A 16,143-nucleotide genomic window follows, 5' to 3' on the forward strand; every position below is an offset into this window, starting at 1 on the left:
TATCCCTACTTCCTTTCTTCTTGTCTGCGTCTTATCATAAAAGAGAAATCTCTATATTTTCCCTACATACAGGAAAATACTGCACAGACAATGGCACCTCCGTGAATGCTGTTGGCAAGCTCCAGCTCTCCCCCGTGCTTTTTGCAGAGCAGGGCACTGATGGACAAGCCTATGCCGAAATGGCTGCTGTCCTGACCGTCGTCCTCTGTTTTCTCCCTGTAATACGGGGAGACAGCCTTTGTAAGCTCCTCTTTTGAAAATCCTCTTCCGTCGTCCTTTACATACAGCCTGAGAGGTCCTTCCTCACGTTCTGCTTCCAGAAGCACTTCTATCTTCTTATCCGCATAACGGAGCGCATTGGACAAAAGATTCTCGGCCACTTCCAGCACAAAAAACTCATCTGCCAGCAGTTCTGCTGCGGGATTTCCCTTCAGCTTCACCTCAATCTCCATACCGCCGGTCTCTTCAAGCGCAGCTGCCGTCTCACGGGTCTTGTCGTAAAGTAAGGAAAGCGGTATCTTTTTTAACTGGGGAGCCCGCTCCTCCATACTGTGGATTTCCTTCATGGTTCCGCCGAAGTTTTTAAGCCGTCCAAGCTGTTCCTGCATGGTCTTAAGAATCTCCATGACCTTCTCCTTTGGCAGACGTCCATCCGGATAAAAGCGAAGCAGCAGGTCAACATAGCCCTGCATAACCGTCAGAGGCGTGCGCAGATCATGGGCAAACGCCGCATTGAGTGTTCTCTGATCTTCCGCCTGTTTCCAGAGATTCTCCTGATATGAGATGATTTTCAGACGCATGTCATCCAGGCATCTGCAGAGCTGCCCCATTTCATCTGCACTGTCATATCTGCAGGAATACCCCATATCATTTCTGGATATGTGCTGTGCTGCGTCGGTCATGATGGTAATGGGCTTTTTCAATTTATTTCTGTAGTACAGCCTGGACACAAAGGCGATAGCCAGAACGGAATACAGCAGCACACATCCATACTGCAGAAGATTGATGATTTCAAGAAGAATGACATCCATTTTCGTCAGTTCTTTTTCCGGTACAAAATATTCCAAAGTAAAGACAGCATTCTGGTCTTTATTGAATACGTTCTCTGATGTCTTATGCCCATATGGTGTCTCGATGATCCGTTTCCATCCATTACAGGTCTGTATGGTCATGGCAGAAGCCAGGCAGATTGCCAGCACAGCCACAAAGATATAAAGGCGCAGAGACTTTCTCAGATTCAGGTTTCTGATCCTTGTTCCCAGATTCTCCAGGTATTCCTCTATCCAATCCATTGGTATCCCACTCCCCAAACGGTTTCTATATAGTCATGATTTGTATGTTTTTTCAGTTTCTGCCGGATTCTTCTGATATGCTCCATGATAATATTGCTGTCCCCCTCCCCGTCATAGCCTCGAACTGCTTCATATATGCGTTCTTTGCTGAAGACCTGCTTTTTATGCATGGACAAAAATTCTATCAGGTCAAACTCCATTTTGGTGAAGGGAATCTGTTCCCCGTCATAAAATACTTTTCTCTGCGAGTAGTTGATAACCAGTTTTCCCTGAAATTGAAGCTGTTCTCTGGATGCCATACGCTTCTCCCGCCGCAGGTGCGCCATGATCCTGGCATCCAGTTCATCCATGCTGAACGGTTTCATAATATAATCATCTCCGCCGATCATCAGGCCATTGACCCGGTCCTGTTCCTCCACCCTTGCTGTGAGGAAGAGAATGGGACAGCTCACGTAATCCCTGATCCTTCTGCACACCTCATAGCCGTCCATACCCGGCATATTGATATCCAGAAGGATCATGTCCGGCTGTATCTTCATTTTATCCAGAGCTTCCTCCCCGTCTGCTGCAGTATAAATCTCATATCCCTGCAGCTCAAAATAATCTCTCAGCATGCAGCGGATATCCTTTTCATCATCCACGATCAAAATTTTCTCAGCCATATTTCCTCCCATCCTGCACTTATTGTCTGCCTGTATCTCATCCGGAGCCGGTATGGTTACTGTTCCATGCATGCCCGGCAACACGTTTCGCGATGCACAGACAATGCATGCCCGGCAACACGTTTCGCGATACACAGATATTGTAATAAGGATAACAAAAAATTCTCTATAAAATCCCTACAAATTTTTCGCACTTTCTGCCGGACTAAAAAAGCTGCCGAACATTTCTGCTCTGCAGCTTTTTCATTTCTGGTTTATGCTTTTTTCTACGGTTCTGTCTGTTCATGAAGCGGGTCTATTTATAAAATGTCATACGATAACTTTTATCAAAAGTCTCCCCTTCTTTAAGGGTGATAACATCCTTTTTATCGGAAATATCTCCTGCAAAGCCATAATCATCGCAGCGTCCCATCCACGGCTCCAGGCAGATATAAGGTCCTCCCGGCATTGTCCAGATTCCGAAATTTGTAAATCCTTCACATTCCATAACTACATAAGGCGTCCCGTCAGGATAACCGATTCCCACCCATTCAACCTGGGTATCGTCAAAAATCAGGGCATCCCTGTCAAACATATGCTCTGTGATGGGGCATCTGTAATATCCATCCGCCTCCTCCAGATTCAGTGTATATTCTCCGGCAGCGTCTGCTGTACCGCTGTCACCGTATACCAGTTTGTACTTAAGTGCCGGTCCCTTTTGAAACAGAAGATAATAATCCGTCTGTCTGCTGCCCTCCCATATGGGAACCCGAAAACCGGGATGGCCGCCAATGGTAAAATACATGATTTCTCCGCTCGTATTCACCACTTTCCACTCTACCGAAAGCTGCCTTTCTTCCAGGCGGTGGGTGATATACAGTTCAAAATCAAAAGGAAAGTAACTTCTGGTCTCCTCATCTGAAACCAGTTTGTGGGTGAGAACCGATGCTGTTTTGCTGATGCATACAAATTCTCTGTCCCTGGCAAACCCGTGCTGGCTGGTGCGGAATTCCTTTCCGTTCAGACGATATGTATTGTCATGATGTTTTCCCACATTCGGAAAGAGAATGGGCGCATGGCGATTCCAGTAAGGAGGCTCTGCCTGCCAAAGTTCTTCTCTTTCATTTTCCTTATCATATACACTGACCAGTTCAGCGCCATGGTCTTCCACGGATACTTTCAGATATTCATTTTCTAAAACCCGTCTCATAAACTCTAAGCTCCTTTTTCCAGTTCTTTGCTTACAGTTTATCACAAACAGGACGGACCGTGCAATGTGATTTATGCCTGATATATTTCTTCGATCAGCCTGCTGCTGAATTCCTCCTGAAGCTCCAGGTCATATAAGAGCTGCAGAAGACCAAACCGGTTTCTCAAATCCTTTGCATAATAGATGCTTCTCTTGAAAACATCTGCTGTCACCTTGATCTGATCGGGATAATACGGTGCATCCATGGACTTCAGAATATCCATGATGGTTTCAGCCTTTGGCAATTCATCGATCAGTGCCTGGATCTTATCCAGATTCTCAAGATACGCCTCTCTTCTTCTTGCGACTTCCTCATCCTTATTTTTGCCGATGGACTGCTCCAGCTTCAGCACACCGGGTGCTGCCGGTCCGTAAGCTGCCTCGATTTCACCGCTCCAGGTATTGTAGTCAAAATGAGGAGCACTGTCCGGCACTGCATCTTTGCCAAGAACTCTCAGTTTTTCATACATTTTAATGGCTGCTACCGTTCCGATCCCTACTTTTGTACCGTGAAGGGGATCCGGCTGCTGATCCAGTAAAAACATCATTTCCCAGTAATGTGACATATGGTGCTCACTGCCGGACGCCGGCCTGGAATTGCCGATATAGCTCATGACAATACCGCTCAGAACAAGCCCTTCCATAATGGCTGCAACGGCCTCTTTGTCTCTTTCGGCCGCTTTTTTTGCATTGTCCACTACCTTCTGGATAGATTCTCTCACCATATCTGCCATTTCCGGACAATAATATTCCCCATTCATGATATGGGCAAGCTGCCAGTCTGTCAGGCAGACATATTTTCCCAGGATATCGCCGGCACCTGCCGCGATCATGGATAAAGGTGCCTGAGCCAGAATATCCAGGTCTCCGATGATCACTTTGGCCGTATGTGCCTCATATGTGGTTTTCAGATGCTTTATAATAAGCGGTGATACATTGGATGCATAGCCGTCCATGGACGGTGCGGTACCCACAATATAATAATCCAGATTCATCTTGTAGCTGATAAAACGGCACAAATCATTAATCGTACCGGAGCCTACCCCAATGATCAAATCGCAGTCCCTGTCAATCTCTGTCAGAAAATAGGTAACTGCCTCCTCATCCGGCACAAGTTCCTTGTCCTGGAAGACGATTGTCTGATATATATACGCGGTCTCATCCAGCACTGCGCAGACCTTATCCCCTGCCACCTTTTTTGTATTGATGTCACAGACAATGCAGAGTTTTTTATAATCGTGCCTGCCGAGAATTTCAGGCAGACGCTCAATTGCGTTCTCCTTAATGATAATATCTTCTATGCTGCACACATGGGTCTTCCCACAGGAACAGTGATAGGGCTTCTCCAGGTATTTTTTCCAATTTGTCTTTTCCATAATTTTGTTCTAATCCTTTCCGTCAGATTCTCTTTTTTGAAAGCCTGGTTCTATATTATTAGGGCTTTGGATAAAAAGTCATCCTTTACAGCCGGAACACAGACTGCAGGACACTTTATTTCTGTTTTTACTATAGCAGATTCCAACAGAATGTCAAACCGGGAATCAAATTATTAATTTATAGTATTATTAATATTTTAAATTATTAATACCCATGGCTCTTCTTTCTTCTTCGCTGCTGTTTTCTGACAGTGAAAGATTGGAGATGATCCCCCGCAGCTCCTCTGCGATATTCTGCAGATTTACTTTGGAAAAATCCGTGGTGTCAATCTCCATAAGAGGACCCGGAAGCCGGAAATCCACCATGCCCCGCTCTGTGATTCCACGGATAAAGTCCTCCTGTGCGGGGACCGGATGGATAATACTCCCCGTTTCCCCTTCCGGTCTAGGGTAACAGTCATTGACAATATGGCCCATATGTCTGTCCGGGGAATCATTTCTTCTTGCCATTCTCTCATAAAGGACAGAGTCGTCACCAGAAAGGCGTACGGTCACTGCTTGACAGCCGTATCTGCTGAGCAGCTTTTGGATACCCGGCTTTGAGACATTTTCAAAATTATTCTCCAGTATGAAGGGCTGCCCGGTCTTCATCATCTGTTCGGCAAAGTAATACATAATTCCCATCGCCCCGGTTCCCAGCGCCACTTTCTCTGCTCTGGAGTGAAATCCGATGGTATCGAACAAAATTTCTTTGATTTTATCCTTTGACAGCATAGGAATACACAAAGCCTCAGACAGGTACTCTGCCATGGTGCTTTTGCCGGATGCAGGAATCCCGGTCACTAATATACAATACATTTTCCTCCTCCTCATATCAGAGTGTATTTCTGTGAATCAGCCGATTTATAGCATGGCAATATCTACTTTCACCTTCAACTTTTCCGCCTGCATAACAAAATCCTCAGAAACCTGGTCATCCGTGATCAGAAGATTATAGGCTGTGATCGGACAGACTGAGTGGATAGACTTTCTTCCCAATTTCTCGGACGGATATACCCCTATATTCATGGAACTGTTTTTCATGATCAGTCTTCCAAGCTCCACACCGGCACTGTTGTGTATGGAAGCACCATTTTCGATGGACAGCGCTGTATGGGACAGAAACGCTTTGTCCAGACTTATATTTTTCATCATCTGCATTGTATAGTAATCATGGCAGTGTCCACGGTGAGACATCTCACCCCCAAGTAAAATCGTGGACACATTCAGATGTTTCCGCAGTTCATCGGCCACCGTCACGGAATTCGTCACAACTGTAAATGAAAACTCTGTGGGCAGACATTGTGCCATGTAATAGCCGACTGCAGAGGTAGTCAGATATATCACGTCATTTTCCGAAATATACTCCACCGCTTTTTTAGCTGCCGCCAGACATGCCTCATCCGTATCTGTATTCTCTTTGGGATTGTACTGCTCTTTTGGATACTTTCCCTTGGGACCGGCACTAATTGCCCCGCCATGCGTCCTCTTTAAAAGCCCTCTGCTTTCCAAAGAACGCAGATCCCTTCTGACACAGTCCGAAGATATTTGAAAACGTTCCTGTATTTCCGCCACTGTAATGTGACCGGACGTATTAACCATATCCACAATCAGCTTTTGCCGTTCTTCCATAAACATGCCTTACCGCTCCTTTCTGTGATTCTGCAGGCAGAAAACCATATCCGGCATATCTCTGCCATGTGGTACCTACATGTGATACCTGAATACATGCTTCGCATCCTGGGTAATTCTGACTGCAGACTGAAAATGAAGTAACTTTACTTTTATATGATACCGATTCCACTTGCTATTTTCTATAATTGCCTGTTATAATTGGCTCTGATTTATTGTTTATTTTTTGCTTTCTTGTTTGTATTTATTTTTTCCCATTTGTACTTGTTTTCATCTTATTTTGACGAATATATTCTCATACACATTTGTTTGTGCTATTTTGTCCTTATTTATGAATAAATACAAGAATATCATACGCCTAATCTCATTTGTTTTCAAGCACAAATAAGAAGCGCCCTAAATTCTTTCAAAATTTAAATTCATCTTTTTCATTTGTAAATCATCAATCACCAATTGATTCCCCTCACCGCAAATCACATCGCAGTATAAATAATTTGTTTCCATGCCCAAACAAATATGAATTCTCCAAAACAAAAAGCATCTTCCAACCCTACCCTTCTGCATTCATAAAATATAATGCAGAAAATCCGGTTTGGAAAATGCTCATTTATAATATAAGATATATTTCATGTACGAATCATTCATTACTATATGGATAGCCATTCTAACAACGGAATCTTTTTAGGCAGTTACAGACATTTCTATACTTTCGGATAGGAACTGCTCCCTCTCACAACCAGCCTTGGTTCATATTCGATGTGATGGACCATATTCTCTTCACTGCTGCTCTTTTTCGTTTTTTGCTCCCCCATTTCCTGAATCAGGATCTCACAGGCATCCTCGCCCTTCTTTGACACATAATGTTCCACTGTCGTCAGATCAATTCCTCTAAACCCGGAAAAAAGAAGATTATCGCAGCCTATGATTGAAATATCTTCCGGTATTCTGTACTTTTCCTTTAGCAGTGCATCCCTGATACCGAGAGCGACCATATCGTTTGTCCCTGCAATAGCTGTGATCTGGGGCACCTGCTGAATCAGCTCCAGCGTCAGTTCATATCCGGTCCTGTACTCCATATCAATTTCCTGGAACATAATATCCATCTCTTTTGGAAGACTTCTCACATACACACCATCAGAACAGCCCGCATCTGCAAAAGCATCACAGAACCCTTTGATCCTTGCCCTCCTGGCAGACTGGCGTTCTGTCAAGGGTGTGGAAATAAAGCCAACCTTCCTATGCCCTAATCCCAGCAAATATTCGGCAAGCATACGTCCCATTTTTTCGCTGTTGAGCTCCACGGTATCTATCCCGGAAACCACATCCTTCTCACCAATCAGAACAACAGGTATTTTCTTTGCCACATGCTGCAGCGATTCCGGAAAAGTGGGGGCAAATGTATAGATAACCCCTGAAGGATTCAGCTTTTCTATTTTTTTCAGATATTTCTCCTCTGTCTGGTAATCCCTTCTGGTATTACACAAAAAAACATCAAATTTATTTTTCTGTGCCGTTTTTTCAATCCCCTGTATCAGAGAAAAATAGTAGGGGTTCGTAAAGTTCGGACAGACCACAAATATGGTACCGCGCATGCGTATTCTGGAGGTACGCGGCTTTTTCTCATTGGTATATCCCAGCTCTTTTGCTGCCTGTTCCACCTTCTTAATTGTCTCCCTAGAAAAAGAAACGTTATACTTCTGATTCAGAACCATAGATACCGTGGCCTGAGAAACCCCTGCTCTCTTTGCCACATCCGTTGATGTCACTTTCTTTCGATTCATAAACTTTCCTCTGTACTCGTCAGCTCTTTTTATACTGTGTTCTTTTCTGTGTCATACTTTGTCTGCATACCATAAACCCATCGTTTTCCATGGCTGCCGCCGCAGACTGCTCTCTACTTTGGTTTTTATATTATCACAAAAAAGCAGGCGTGACCAGAATCATATGTATATAAACTGATATTTTATTGTGTTATCTCAAAGATAAAAGTTATCTCTTTCCTGTTTTGATAAATTCGATCAGCTCCTCCACATCATCGAAATCATCATAGTCACCCTTTAAGCCCTCCCGGTGATAAACAATACCATTCTTTTCATTCTTCTCAAGACAATCAAGCAATCCCTCTTCCCCATATCGTTTCATAAACCGTGTAAATCCATACGGCTTGATTTTTTCCAATAACCCTTTCTTGCAATCCTCAGTACACACAAAGCAATGACTGATATTCTTATCAAATGAACACTTTCGGTTTTCACACCATTCTTTATCCGGACATTCACCGGAATTGCAGCCTGCGCAATTTACATTCTCAGAACACAAACAGCAGGCAAGTCCGCACCTTGCAATACCTAATTCTCTTTTCATTACATGTTCTCCCGCATATTTTCTGTAAGTCGTAACGGTTATGTCCCCCCCACAGTCACAAAACAAAATCCAAGAAAAATCGCCTTTGGCGATGGGGTTTCGCCTGACTCCTAAATGTTTTCTTACGGTCAGCGCAGTAAATGCGCAGACTTACTGAATAGTCAAATAGTCATTGCTAGAGCGTGTTTGAAAATTCATTCCGACAATCTGCACGCCCCAGTTTGCTGAAAGCAATTTTCAAACACACTCTAGTCTTACTTTTGTTCGGCGGAATAATATGGAACGCACAGATAAGCCCCTTCATATATTACATCACTTTTCAGATGATTCATCTGCATGACTTCATCAATATATTCCTGCTGCGAGGCGTATTCTTCTGTCATATAATCCCCGGCAATATCCCACAGACTGGTATCTTTTTCAATCTGAATACTGGTATAATATTTGGTCCGGCTGCTGTCAGCGGTTCCCGCATTGGCTGTAGCGGCTGCCCTGACAGAAAAAAACAATGTTATCACCAAAGCCAAAAAACCAATCCCCAAAAGTTTTGCTCTGTCTGCCCTTTGTTTTCTTACTCTTCTCCTGTTTTCCCTCATAGTTTTCTCCTCCGTACATGCAAATATATGTTCGCGAACATGCGTTCTTTTTCTATAACCCATCATAATACAAGAACACATGTTTGTCAATAGGAATCGAACAAATATTCCGAATATCTGTTTGCATTTCATGCCGAAATATGTTATTATATTTTTAAATAACTGTGAGAGTATCAGACAATATCACATCGATCATAAACCCCACTCAAACAGAACCGGAGGTATCACTTATGTCATATGGAAAAATCAGTAAAAAACAATCCGAAATTTTAGAATATATGAAAAATGAAATCCTGAACCGCGGTTTCCCGCCGTCTGTACGCGAGATCTGCGAGGCAGTCAATTTAAAATCCACTTCCTCTGTCCACTCCCATCTGGAGACGCTGGAGAAAAACGGTTATATAAGAAGGGACCCCACCAAACCGCGGGCAATCGAAATTGTGGATGACAACTTCAATCTGGTGAGAAGAGAGACCGTAAATGTACCCATCATCGGAAAGGTTGCCGCAGGCGAACCGCTTCTGGCAGTACAGAACGTAGAAGGCTACTTCCCTATTCCGTCCGAATACATGCCCAACAAGCAGACTTTTATGCTGGTCGTACAGGGTGACAGCATGATCAATGCCGGAATATTCAGCGGGGATTATGTAGTGGTGGAGAAGCAGGAGAATGCCGAAAATGGCGATAAGGTTGTTGCACTTGTGGAGGATTCCGCAACGATCAAGACCTTCTACAAAGAAAAAGATCATATCCGTCTGCAGCCGGAAAATGATTTTATGGACCCCATTGTCATATCACCGGACCAGCAGTTTCAGGTTCTCGGCAAAGTGATCGGAGTATTCCGTTTTATGAAATAAAGGTTCAGAATCCGTACTATCTAAAGGATATACATATAGCAGAGTTATCAAATAAACAAAAAGTCCTGTTGGGTGATAATCGTTTTACAGGACAGCAAAAGCTGCCGTACAGAAATAACCATCTGTACGGCAGCCCCTTAAAATACTAAATTATCCAAAACACGAAACTTTTTTATTTATCCAGTTCTTCCTTTTCGATCAGGGCGCCATCTCTCCAGATTCTCTCCAAATCATAGAAAAGGCGGTTTTCCTCATCAAAAATATGAATCACCACATCCCTGTAATCCATGAGAATCCAGTTTGCGTTCTGGTATCCCTCAATCTGTTTTGGCTCAATCTGCGCTCTTCCAAGAATTTCTTCCACATTATCCGCCATGGCCTGCACCTGATTCCGGTTGCTGCCGCTGGCAATAATAAAATAATCTGCCAAAGTGGAGACTTTCTCTATATTAATGATCTTTACTTCCAGCGCTTTTTTGTCTTCCAGTGCTTCACACGCCATCCGTGCAATTTCCTTGCTGTTCATATATTTGCCTCCTTCTGTGTTTTTCTGTTATAAATTTCTTCATAATAGATAAATGCTTCTTTTGTAGCCGGGTCCAGTGTCTTCGGATTGCTCCCTAGATAATCCAGGGTATCTTTCAGCACTTCATACATACACACATCCAAATCCTCAAAGGCCAGCCTGCGCACTTTATCCAGATTGGGTGCCTTATCCCTGCCCGGTTCAATATAATCTGCCAGATAGATGATCTTTTCAAGCTGTGTCATCTCCGGCCTGCCTGTGGTATGCCAGCGGATAGCAGACAGAATCTCCTTATCCTCTACCTCATACTTTTTTCTTGCTATATAAACTCCCAGTTTCGAGTGAAGAAGAAAGGGTGCCTTCTCTTCTATCTCAGATACCGGAATATTCTTTTTTTCACACAGCTTCAGCTTCTTCTCATTTGGTATGCATTTCGCACAGTCATGAAGCAGGCCTGCTGTCTGCGCCTTTTCCAAATCACAGCCGTGGGCCACAGCCAACGCTGCCGCTGTGTACATAACTCCAAGAGTATGCACATACCGTTCTTCATCAAGATGCTTTTTCAGCTTTTTTGAAAAGGCTTTCAAATCATAGTTCATCCGTATCACATTCCTCGTAAATATGGTTCTCCCTGATATATGCAATGACATTGTCAGGCACATAATACTTTATAGTCCTCTGCCCTGCTATCCAGGAGCGGAGCATAGCCGATGAAATGTCTATGTTCAGGGAATTCAGTTTGCGGAAGGTTCCGCTGTATTTTTCCTCCAGGAAACGAATCGCCTCATCCAGCCGTTCCTGACTGGTATGATTCCGGGTCGCCGCCACCACAGTACACGCTCTGCATATTCTGCCCGGTTCTCTCCATTTGTCAAAATCAAAGAGAGAGTCAGCCCCCAGAATAAAGAAATAATCTGTATCCGGGTGCTCAGCCCTCAGACGTTCCAGCGTTCTGTAAGTGTAGGTGAATCCATCCTCATTCATCTCCTCCAAAGAGAGGGAGAAGTGCGGATTGGAAGCGATCGCCCTTCTCACCATTTCACTGCGCTGTTCATCCGTTGCCCGGTGAAGACGATTCCTCTTGTGGGGCGGATTTCCTGCAGGCATAAAAAGTACCTGGTCTAAGTCAAACTGCTCATAGGCTGTCTCGCCCAAAATCAGATGTCCAATATGGATGGGATCAAAAGTCCCGCCCATGATGCCCACTCGTTTTCTTTTCTCGCACATGACTGTTCCTCTTATCAGGATATCCTATTATGGAAGAAATATTTTCTTCTTTTCTTTTTTTCCTTCTTTATATAAAACAATTTTCTTGCCAATCACCTGTACCACCTGGGATTTAGTCCTCTCAGCCAGCATTTCTGCAATCTGCCTCGGATCATCCATGCAGTTCTGGAGAACATTTATCTTGATCAGTTCTCTGGCCTCCAGCGCCTCAGCGACAGACGCCGTGTTTTCCGGTGTCAGGCTGGATTTCCCAATCTGCAGGATGGGGTCCATGGTCATTGCAAGACCTTTTAAATACGCCCTCTGTTTACTTGTCATGTTATCTCCTATTTGTAATAATCAAAATCAAAGCCGTACATCCGTACAGTGTCGCCTTCTTCAATTCCCGCTGCTTCCAGGTCAGCCAGAATACCGCTCTCCCTAAGGAACTTCTGGAAGAAAGAAAATCCTTTCTCTGAATCCAGATTGGTATATCCCAGCATCTTCTCAATCTTCGGCCCTTCTATATAGAACAAGTGCTCGTCCTCTTCATCCTGTTTTACGGTATACGGAAGATTCTCTGTGATCAGCACATCTTCCGGGAAGAATTCCTGTTCAAATATAACCGGTTCTTTGTCGATCTTGTCCAGAAGACTCTTCACATAATAGAGAAGTTCCTTCAGACCTTTTCCTGTAGCTGCGGAAATGGAAAACACTCGGATTCCCTGAGGTTCAAACTCCTGTCTGATGCGTTCAACCGGATCTTCGTCCTCGCTGTAGATCATGTCTGTCTTGTTGGCAGCGATCACCTGGGGACGCTCCATGAGTTTTTGATCATAAGCTTCCAGTTCTTTGTTGATTTTATAAATATCATCTATGGGATCTCTTCCCTCTGTGGACGCTGCATCCACCAGATGGATCAGTACGCGGGTCCTCTCAATATGACGCAGGAACTGATGGCCAAGTCCCACACCTTCTGATGCACCCTCGATCAGACCCGGAATATCCGCAATGACAAATCCGTCACAGCCTTCCAGATCTACAACTCCCAGATGAGGATTGATAGTTGTAAAGTGATAGTTGGCTATCTGCGGCCTGGCATTGCTCACTCTTGTCAGCAGGGTGGATTTTCCAACGTTTGGAAATCCGATAAGTCCCACATCTGCTATCACTTTCAGTTCCAGCATCACCTCAAGCTCCTGGGACGGCTGTCCCGGCTGGGCATATTTTGGCACCTGCATGGTAGCTGTGGCATAGTTCATGTTTCCTTTGCCGCCTCTTCCGCCTTTTAACACTACTTGTCTTTTGTTTTCTCCGGACATGTCAGCAATGACTTTTCCGGAAGCTGCTTCCTTGATCACGGTTCCTTCCGGAACTTTCAAAATAATATCTTTTCCGTCGGCGCCATGACATCTCTTCTTGCCGCCTTCCTGTCCGTTCTCTGCCGCGTATTTTCGTTTATGCCGATAATCGGTCAAGGCATTCAGACCTTTATCCACTTCAAAGATAACGTCTCCGCCTCTGCCGCCGTTGCCGCCGTCAGGACCGCCGTTTGGAACATAAAGTTCTCTTCGGAAGCTCACATGGCCGTCACCGCCTTTTCCGGAACGGATTGTGATTTTTGCTCTGTCTGCAAACATAAAAACCTCTGACTTTCTAAATCTGCCTTAGCAGATATATTGCTAAAAAAAGCGGCTTCAAACCAGAACGATTTGAAGCCTCCCTTAATTCATGACAATAGAAAACCTGCAAGCGCAGATTCCATTGTTACTCTGCTGTTACCGGTACTACAGAAACCTGTTTTTTGTCTCTGCCTTTTCTCTCAAAACGAACAACACCATCTACTAATGCAAATAAAGTGTCGTCGCCGCCGCGTCCTACATTCACACCCGGATGAATTTTTGTTCCGCGCTGTCTGTAAAGGATATTTCCGGCTTTTACAAACTGTCCGTCTGCTCTCTTTGCGCCCAGTCTTTTGGATTCGGAATCTCTACCGTTCTTGGTAGAACCCACACCTTTTTTATGAGCGAAAAACTGAAGGTCCATTCTTAACATGTCCTTACACCTCCTCGAATATGACATCAATATATTGTCTGTTTTCTTCTTCGTCTTCCATTCTCTGCAATCCGAGAATGAGGGAATTCAGCAACAATGCTGCTTCTTTGGAAGGTTTTGCCTCCAGCCTGAATACGATACCGCCATTTTCTCTGTCTACATCCACTTTAAAAGCATCTTCTGTAAACTCTTCAATGGAATTCACCGCATTGATGACAAGAGCGGAAATAGCTGCACAGATGATATCCTCACCCTGCTTGGCATACCCGGCATGTCCACTGGTGTCAAAGCCTGTCACAACACCGTCACTGTCCTGATAAAACGTAATGTACGTCATAATTAAGCGTTGATTTTTTCAATCTTAACTTTGGTGTACTGCTGTCTGTGACCGTTTTTCTTGTGGTATCCGGTTTTCGGTTTATATTTGTAAACGATAACCTTTTTTGCTTTACCGTTTTCAACTACAGACGCGGTTACAGTAGCGCTTGCTACGTCTTCACCAACTTTTAACCCATCATTGTTTACGGCAAGGACCTGGTCAAATGTAACAGTTTCTCCAGCTTCTGCTCCAAGTTTTTCTACTCTGATAACATCGCCTTCGGCTACTTTGTACTGTTTACCACCTGTTGCAATAATTGCGTACATATGGCACCTCCTATTATCATTACTCGCCAAATTATGGTGGCTGACTATTTCACAGCGCTTCAAACCTCTTTGTGCGGCATACTCGCTTATAATAGCACAAGAATATCTGTTCGTCAATATATTCTTGAAAATTTTGTAAGAATTTTGTACAAAAAAACCATCACCAAAGGAAGTTTGTACCGAACCGTTACAGGTATTTCAGAAAAACGGTGAAATTTTCCACCGGACTCTGCCTTATCATCTCCCACAGGGAGTCATCAAAGAAAATCCCATACAAAAATAACACGCCGCCTATCATTGCCGGTATCACGGAACAGATGGTGAGAAATACGATCCAGAATGTCTGATGTTCTTTTGGAAAATAAGGCACTTTTCTTCCTTTTTCCCTTCGTATCAGATAACCCGCCGTATAAATGGCAAATGGTGCCACGCAGCCGATCGCCACATAGATTCCCAGTGCTGCCATGGGGATACCTGCTTCCATGAGGTATTCCGCACCTGCCGCTGCATCATTTTCAGTCTGTCCAAAAGTAAGAAGCGTCGGCAGAAAATTATTTGCGAAATGAAACAGTGCCGGATAAACCATATTCTCTGTTTTAAGCATCAGCCAGGACAAGGCTCCGCCCAGCAGCGCAGTTGGCACAAAGCGCCATACACTGCCATGAAACAGGCCGAAAAGGATTCCCATGACCAGCACGATCAGCCATTCGCGTTTCAGGCTTTTCAGGCTGTGCAGAATCACGCCTCTGTGCATTGCCTCCTCACAGACAGCAGGCATTACAGCCGTTATGAATACAGAAAGCAGCAGCGGCACACTGGCGATCATATCATTCAGAGCGCTGCCGGTACCGAACATCTGCCTTGGAAACAGCCATGCGATCACCATGGTAGCCGGCAGAACCAGGGCGTAGACTCCTGCCCACAAAAGCAGTGTCCCGAAGACTTTGCTCCATGCCAGTTTTCTGACCGGAAAGACCTCTGCAAGATCCGCACCGCAAAGCACCGTGATTCCCACGGACAGCAAAAGCAGGTACAGCTCCGTCATTGCCAGCCCGTACATACCGAACTTCATCTGCATCCAGGCAATAATTGTATAGTAGGAAGCCATAACCAGTACAAACAGGAGTATTCCGTGTACAGGCTTCAGTTTTTTCTTCTGCAGGTTTCCGAAATCATCGTATCCGTTTTCCATCTAACACCGCCTCACGTAATGTATCTCCCTGATACATTAATTTCAGGGAAAAGAAAGGATGGTCCTCATCTAAAAGCTTGAAGAATATCTTGTCCCCCTCCCAAAGGTTCAGATTCAGCACTTCTTTTTTCTGTACCCATTCCAGAGTGCCCTCATTGCAGGCACACAGAGTGCCTTCATATCCATCTGCTGTGTAGAGACACATATATTCTGTGTCCGGTTCCCCTGTCAGGGGTTTGAAAATAAAGGTGACAATGCCTCTGAATTTGTAGGAAGTAAGCGTCAGGCCCGTTTCCTCTTTTACTTCCCGTAAAAGACAGTCCTCCGGACTTTCATCCTCCTCAAAATGTCCGCCCACACCAATCCATTTGTCTTTATTTACATCAGACTCTTTTTTAATCCGGTGCAGCATCAGATAGCTGTCGCCTTTCTCAATATAACACAGCGTTGTAAGCATGGATTTTACTTTCATA

21 protein-coding genes are annotated in these 16,143 nt (G+C 44.4%); 1 reads left to right on the forward strand and 20 read right to left on the reverse strand.

From position 1 onward, the window contains the following. Nucleotides 1–62: 62 nt before the first annotated feature. The 10 genes from MUB35_RS19165 to MUB35_RS19205 form a co-directional block, all read right to left on the reverse strand. The gene (locus MUB35_RS19165; RefSeq protein ID WP_033139585.1) at nt 63–1,292 is read right to left on the reverse strand and encodes a HAMP domain-containing sensor histidine kinase; all 1,230 of its coding nucleotides are present in this window, start codon (nt 1,290–1,292) and stop codon (nt 63–65) included. After that, nucleotides 1,280–1,954, reverse strand: coding sequence for a response regulator transcription factor (locus MUB35_RS19170; protein ID WP_033139584.1), 675 nt, complete (start codon nt 1,952–1,954; stop codon nt 1,280–1,282). The genes MUB35_RS19165 and MUB35_RS19170 overlap by 13 nt, the downstream gene beginning before the upstream one ends. A gap of 295 nt (nt 1,955–2,249) precedes the next feature. Beyond that, a complete protein-coding gene (locus tag MUB35_RS19175; RefSeq protein WP_033139583.1) occupies nt 2,250–3,143 on the reverse strand; it encodes an aldose 1-epimerase family protein in 894 nt (297 codons plus the stop codon). 71 nt (nt 3,144–3,214) lie between these two features. Continuing rightward, nucleotides 3,215–4,558 carry a sn-glycerol-1-phosphate dehydrogenase gene (locus MUB35_RS19180; RefSeq protein WP_033139582.1) on the reverse strand — a complete coding sequence of 448 codons (1,344 nt, stop codon included), beginning with the start codon at nt 4,556–4,558 and terminating at the stop codon, nt 3,215–3,217. Nucleotides 4,559–4,747: 189 nt separating this feature from the next. After that, the gene (locus tag MUB35_RS19185; RefSeq protein ID WP_052098946.1) at nt 4,748–5,416 is read right to left on the reverse strand and encodes an AAA family ATPase; all 669 of its coding nucleotides are present in this window, start codon (nt 5,414–5,416) and stop codon (nt 4,748–4,750) included. Nucleotides 5,417–5,461: 45 nt separating this feature from the next. Continuing rightward, a complete protein-coding gene (locus MUB35_RS19190) occupies nt 5,462–6,235 on the reverse strand; it encodes a DeoR/GlpR family DNA-binding transcription regulator (protein WP_033139581.1) in 774 nt (257 codons plus the stop codon). Nucleotides 6,236–6,930: 695 nt separating this feature from the next. Continuing rightward, nucleotides 6,931–8,010 carry a LacI family DNA-binding transcriptional regulator gene (locus tag MUB35_RS19195; RefSeq protein ID WP_103732666.1) on the reverse strand — a complete coding sequence of 360 codons (1,080 nt, stop codon included), beginning with the start codon at nt 8,008–8,010 and terminating at the stop codon, nt 6,931–6,933. A gap of 208 nt (nt 8,011–8,218) precedes the next feature. After that, nucleotides 8,219–8,593: a DUF3795 domain-containing protein gene (locus MUB35_RS19200; RefSeq protein ID WP_244806644.1), complete on the reverse strand. Its 375-nt coding sequence runs from the start codon at nt 8,591–8,593 to the stop codon at nt 8,219–8,221. Nucleotides 8,594–8,743: 150 nt separating this feature from the next. Further along, complete coding sequence (locus tag MUB35_RS31040) at nt 8,744–8,827, reverse strand: DUF6783 domain-containing protein (protein ID WP_353964003.1); 84 nt, start codon at nt 8,825–8,827, stop codon at nt 8,744–8,746. Between the two features lie 20 nt (nt 8,828–8,847). Further along, nucleotides 8,848–9,189 (reverse strand): LysM peptidoglycan-binding domain-containing protein, encoded by a 342-nt coding sequence (locus tag MUB35_RS19205; protein WP_244806645.1) that lies wholly within the window; start codon nt 9,187–9,189, stop codon nt 8,848–8,850. A 230-nt stretch (nt 9,190–9,419) separates the two neighbouring features. Between MUB35_RS19205 and lexA the strand changes: the two genes are divergently transcribed. Continuing rightward, nucleotides 9,420–10,046 carry a transcriptional repressor LexA gene (gene lexA, locus MUB35_RS19210; protein ID WP_033139577.1) on the forward strand — a complete coding sequence of 209 codons (627 nt, stop codon included), beginning with the start codon at nt 9,420–9,422 and terminating at the stop codon, nt 10,044–10,046. A gap of 172 nt (nt 10,047–10,218) precedes the next feature. On the opposite strand, the gene rsfS is transcribed toward lexA, so the two are convergent. From rsfS to MUB35_RS19260, 10 genes are all read right to left on the reverse strand, one after another. After that, nucleotides 10,219–10,572: a ribosome silencing factor gene (rsfS, locus tag MUB35_RS19215; protein WP_033139576.1), complete on the reverse strand. Its 354-nt coding sequence runs from the start codon at nt 10,570–10,572 to the stop codon at nt 10,219–10,221. Then, on the reverse strand, nt 10,569–11,171 hold the full coding sequence (yqeK, locus tag MUB35_RS19220) for a bis(5'-nucleosyl)-tetraphosphatase (symmetrical) YqeK (RefSeq protein WP_244806646.1): 603 nt from the start codon (nt 11,169–11,171) through the stop codon (nt 10,569–10,571). The genes rsfS and yqeK overlap by 4 nt, the downstream gene beginning before the upstream one ends. Next, complete coding sequence (gene nadD / locus MUB35_RS19225) at nt 11,161–11,799, reverse strand: nicotinate-nucleotide adenylyltransferase (protein ID WP_033139574.1); 639 nt, start codon at nt 11,797–11,799, stop codon at nt 11,161–11,163. Before nadD ends, yqeK begins: the two co-directional genes overlap by 11 nt. Before the next feature lie 27 nt (nt 11,800–11,826). Further along, complete coding sequence (gene yhbY / locus MUB35_RS19230; protein ID WP_033139573.1) at nt 11,827–12,117, reverse strand: ribosome assembly RNA-binding protein YhbY; 291 nt, start codon at nt 12,115–12,117, stop codon at nt 11,827–11,829. Nucleotides 12,118–12,125: 8 nt separating this feature from the next. Then, nucleotides 12,126–13,418: a GTPase ObgE gene (gene obgE, locus MUB35_RS19235; protein WP_033139572.1), complete on the reverse strand. Its 1,293-nt coding sequence runs from the start codon at nt 13,416–13,418 to the stop codon at nt 12,126–12,128. Nucleotides 13,419–13,545: 127 nt separating this feature from the next. Continuing rightward, nucleotides 13,546–13,833, reverse strand: a complete 288-nt coding sequence (gene rpmA, locus MUB35_RS19240) for a 50S ribosomal protein L27 (protein WP_018598162.1) — start codon at nt 13,831–13,833, stop codon at nt 13,546–13,548. Nucleotides 13,834–13,837: 4 nt separating this feature from the next. Continuing rightward, on the reverse strand, nt 13,838–14,170 hold the full coding sequence (locus MUB35_RS19245; protein ID WP_033139571.1) for a ribosomal-processing cysteine protease Prp: 333 nt from the start codon (nt 14,168–14,170) through the stop codon (nt 13,838–13,840). A 2-nt stretch (nt 14,171–14,172) separates the two neighbouring features. Further along, nucleotides 14,173–14,478, reverse strand: a complete 306-nt coding sequence (gene rplU / locus MUB35_RS19250; RefSeq protein WP_033139570.1) for a 50S ribosomal protein L21 — start codon at nt 14,476–14,478, stop codon at nt 14,173–14,175. Nucleotides 14,479–14,665: 187 nt separating this feature from the next. Next, nucleotides 14,666–15,670: a CPBP family intramembrane glutamic endopeptidase gene (locus tag MUB35_RS19255; RefSeq protein ID WP_033139569.1), complete on the reverse strand. Its 1,005-nt coding sequence runs from the start codon at nt 15,668–15,670 to the stop codon at nt 14,666–14,668. Further along, the gene (locus MUB35_RS19260) at nt 15,651–16,142 is read right to left on the reverse strand and encodes an NUDIX hydrolase (RefSeq protein WP_033139568.1); all 492 of its coding nucleotides are present in this window, start codon (nt 16,140–16,142) and stop codon (nt 15,651–15,653) included. The genes MUB35_RS19255 and MUB35_RS19260 overlap by 20 nt, the downstream gene beginning before the upstream one ends. Nucleotide 16,143 lies beyond the last annotated feature (1 nt).

It is taken from the genome of Blautia sp. NSJ-175, assembly GCF_022867815.1.
Classification (GTDB): domain Bacteria; phylum Bacillota; class Clostridia; order Lachnospirales; family Lachnospiraceae; genus Blautia; species Blautia celeris.

Bases quoted from the DNA above. Each gene is read 5' to 3' on its own strand.
- MUB35_RS19200 (WP_244806644.1), bottom strand. From the start codon at position 8,593: ATGAAAAGAGAATTAGGTATTGCAAGGTGCGGACTTGCCTGCTGTTTG.
- MUB35_RS19260 (WP_033139568.1), bottom strand. From the start codon at position 16,142: ATGAAAGTAAAATCCATGCTTACAACGCTGTGTTATATTGAGAAAGGC.
- MUB35_RS19205 (WP_244806645.1), bottom strand. From the start codon at position 9,189: ATGAGGGAAAACAGGAGAAGAGTAAGAAAACAAAGGGCAGACAGAGCA.
- MUB35_RS19195 (WP_103732666.1), bottom strand. From the start codon at position 8,010: ATGAATCGAAAGAAAGTGACATCAACGGATGTGGCAAAGAGAGCAGGG.
- rplU (WP_033139570.1), bottom strand. From the start codon at position 14,478: ATGTACGCAATTATTGCAACAGGTGGTAAACAGTACAAAGTAGCCGAA.
- MUB35_RS19190 (WP_033139581.1), bottom strand. From the start codon at position 6,235: ATGTTTATGGAAGAACGGCAAAAGCTGATTGTGGATATGGTTAATACG.
- MUB35_RS19255 (WP_033139569.1), bottom strand. From the start codon at position 15,670: ATGGAAAACGGATACGATGATTTCGGAAACCTGCAGAAGAAAAAACTG.
- MUB35_RS19175 (WP_033139583.1), bottom strand. From the start codon at position 3,143: ATGAGACGGGTTTTAGAAAATGAATATCTGAAAGTATCCGTGGAAGAC.
- yqeK (WP_244806646.1), bottom strand. From the start codon at position 11,171: ATGAACTATGATTTGAAAGCCTTTTCAAAAAAGCTGAAAAAGCATCTT.
- yhbY (WP_033139573.1), bottom strand. From the start codon at position 12,117: ATGACAAGTAAACAGAGGGCGTATTTAAAAGGTCTTGCAATGACCATG.
- MUB35_RS19180 (WP_033139582.1), bottom strand. From the start codon at position 4,558: ATGGAAAAGACAAATTGGAAAAAATACCTGGAGAAGCCCTATCACTGT.
- nadD (WP_033139574.1), bottom strand. From the start codon at position 11,799: ATGTGCGAGAAAAGAAAACGAGTGGGCATCATGGGCGGGACTTTTGAT.
- MUB35_RS19170 (WP_033139584.1), bottom strand. From the start codon at position 1,954: ATGGCTGAGAAAATTTTGATCGTGGATGATGAAAAGGATATCCGCTGC.
- MUB35_RS19165 (WP_033139585.1), bottom strand. From the start codon at position 1,292: ATGGATTGGATAGAGGAATACCTGGAGAATCTGGGAACAAGGATCAGA.
- rsfS (WP_033139576.1), bottom strand. From the start codon at position 10,572: ATGAACAGCAAGGAAATTGCACGGATGGCGTGTGAAGCACTGGAAGAC.
- lexA (WP_033139577.1), top strand. From the start codon at position 9,420: ATGTCATATGGAAAAATCAGTAAAAAACAATCCGAAATTTTAGAATAT.
- MUB35_RS19185 (WP_052098946.1), bottom strand. From the start codon at position 5,416: ATGTATTGTATATTAGTGACCGGGATTCCTGCATCCGGCAAAAGCACC.
- MUB35_RS19245 (WP_033139571.1), bottom strand. From the start codon at position 14,170: ATGACGTACATTACGTTTTATCAGGACAGTGACGGTGTTGTGACAGGC.
- rpmA (WP_018598162.1), bottom strand. From the start codon at position 13,833: ATGTTAAGAATGGACCTTCAGTTTTTCGCTCATAAAAAAGGTGTGGGT.
- obgE (WP_033139572.1), bottom strand. From the start codon at position 13,418: ATGTTTGCAGACAGAGCAAAAATCACAATCCGTTCCGGAAAAGGCGGT.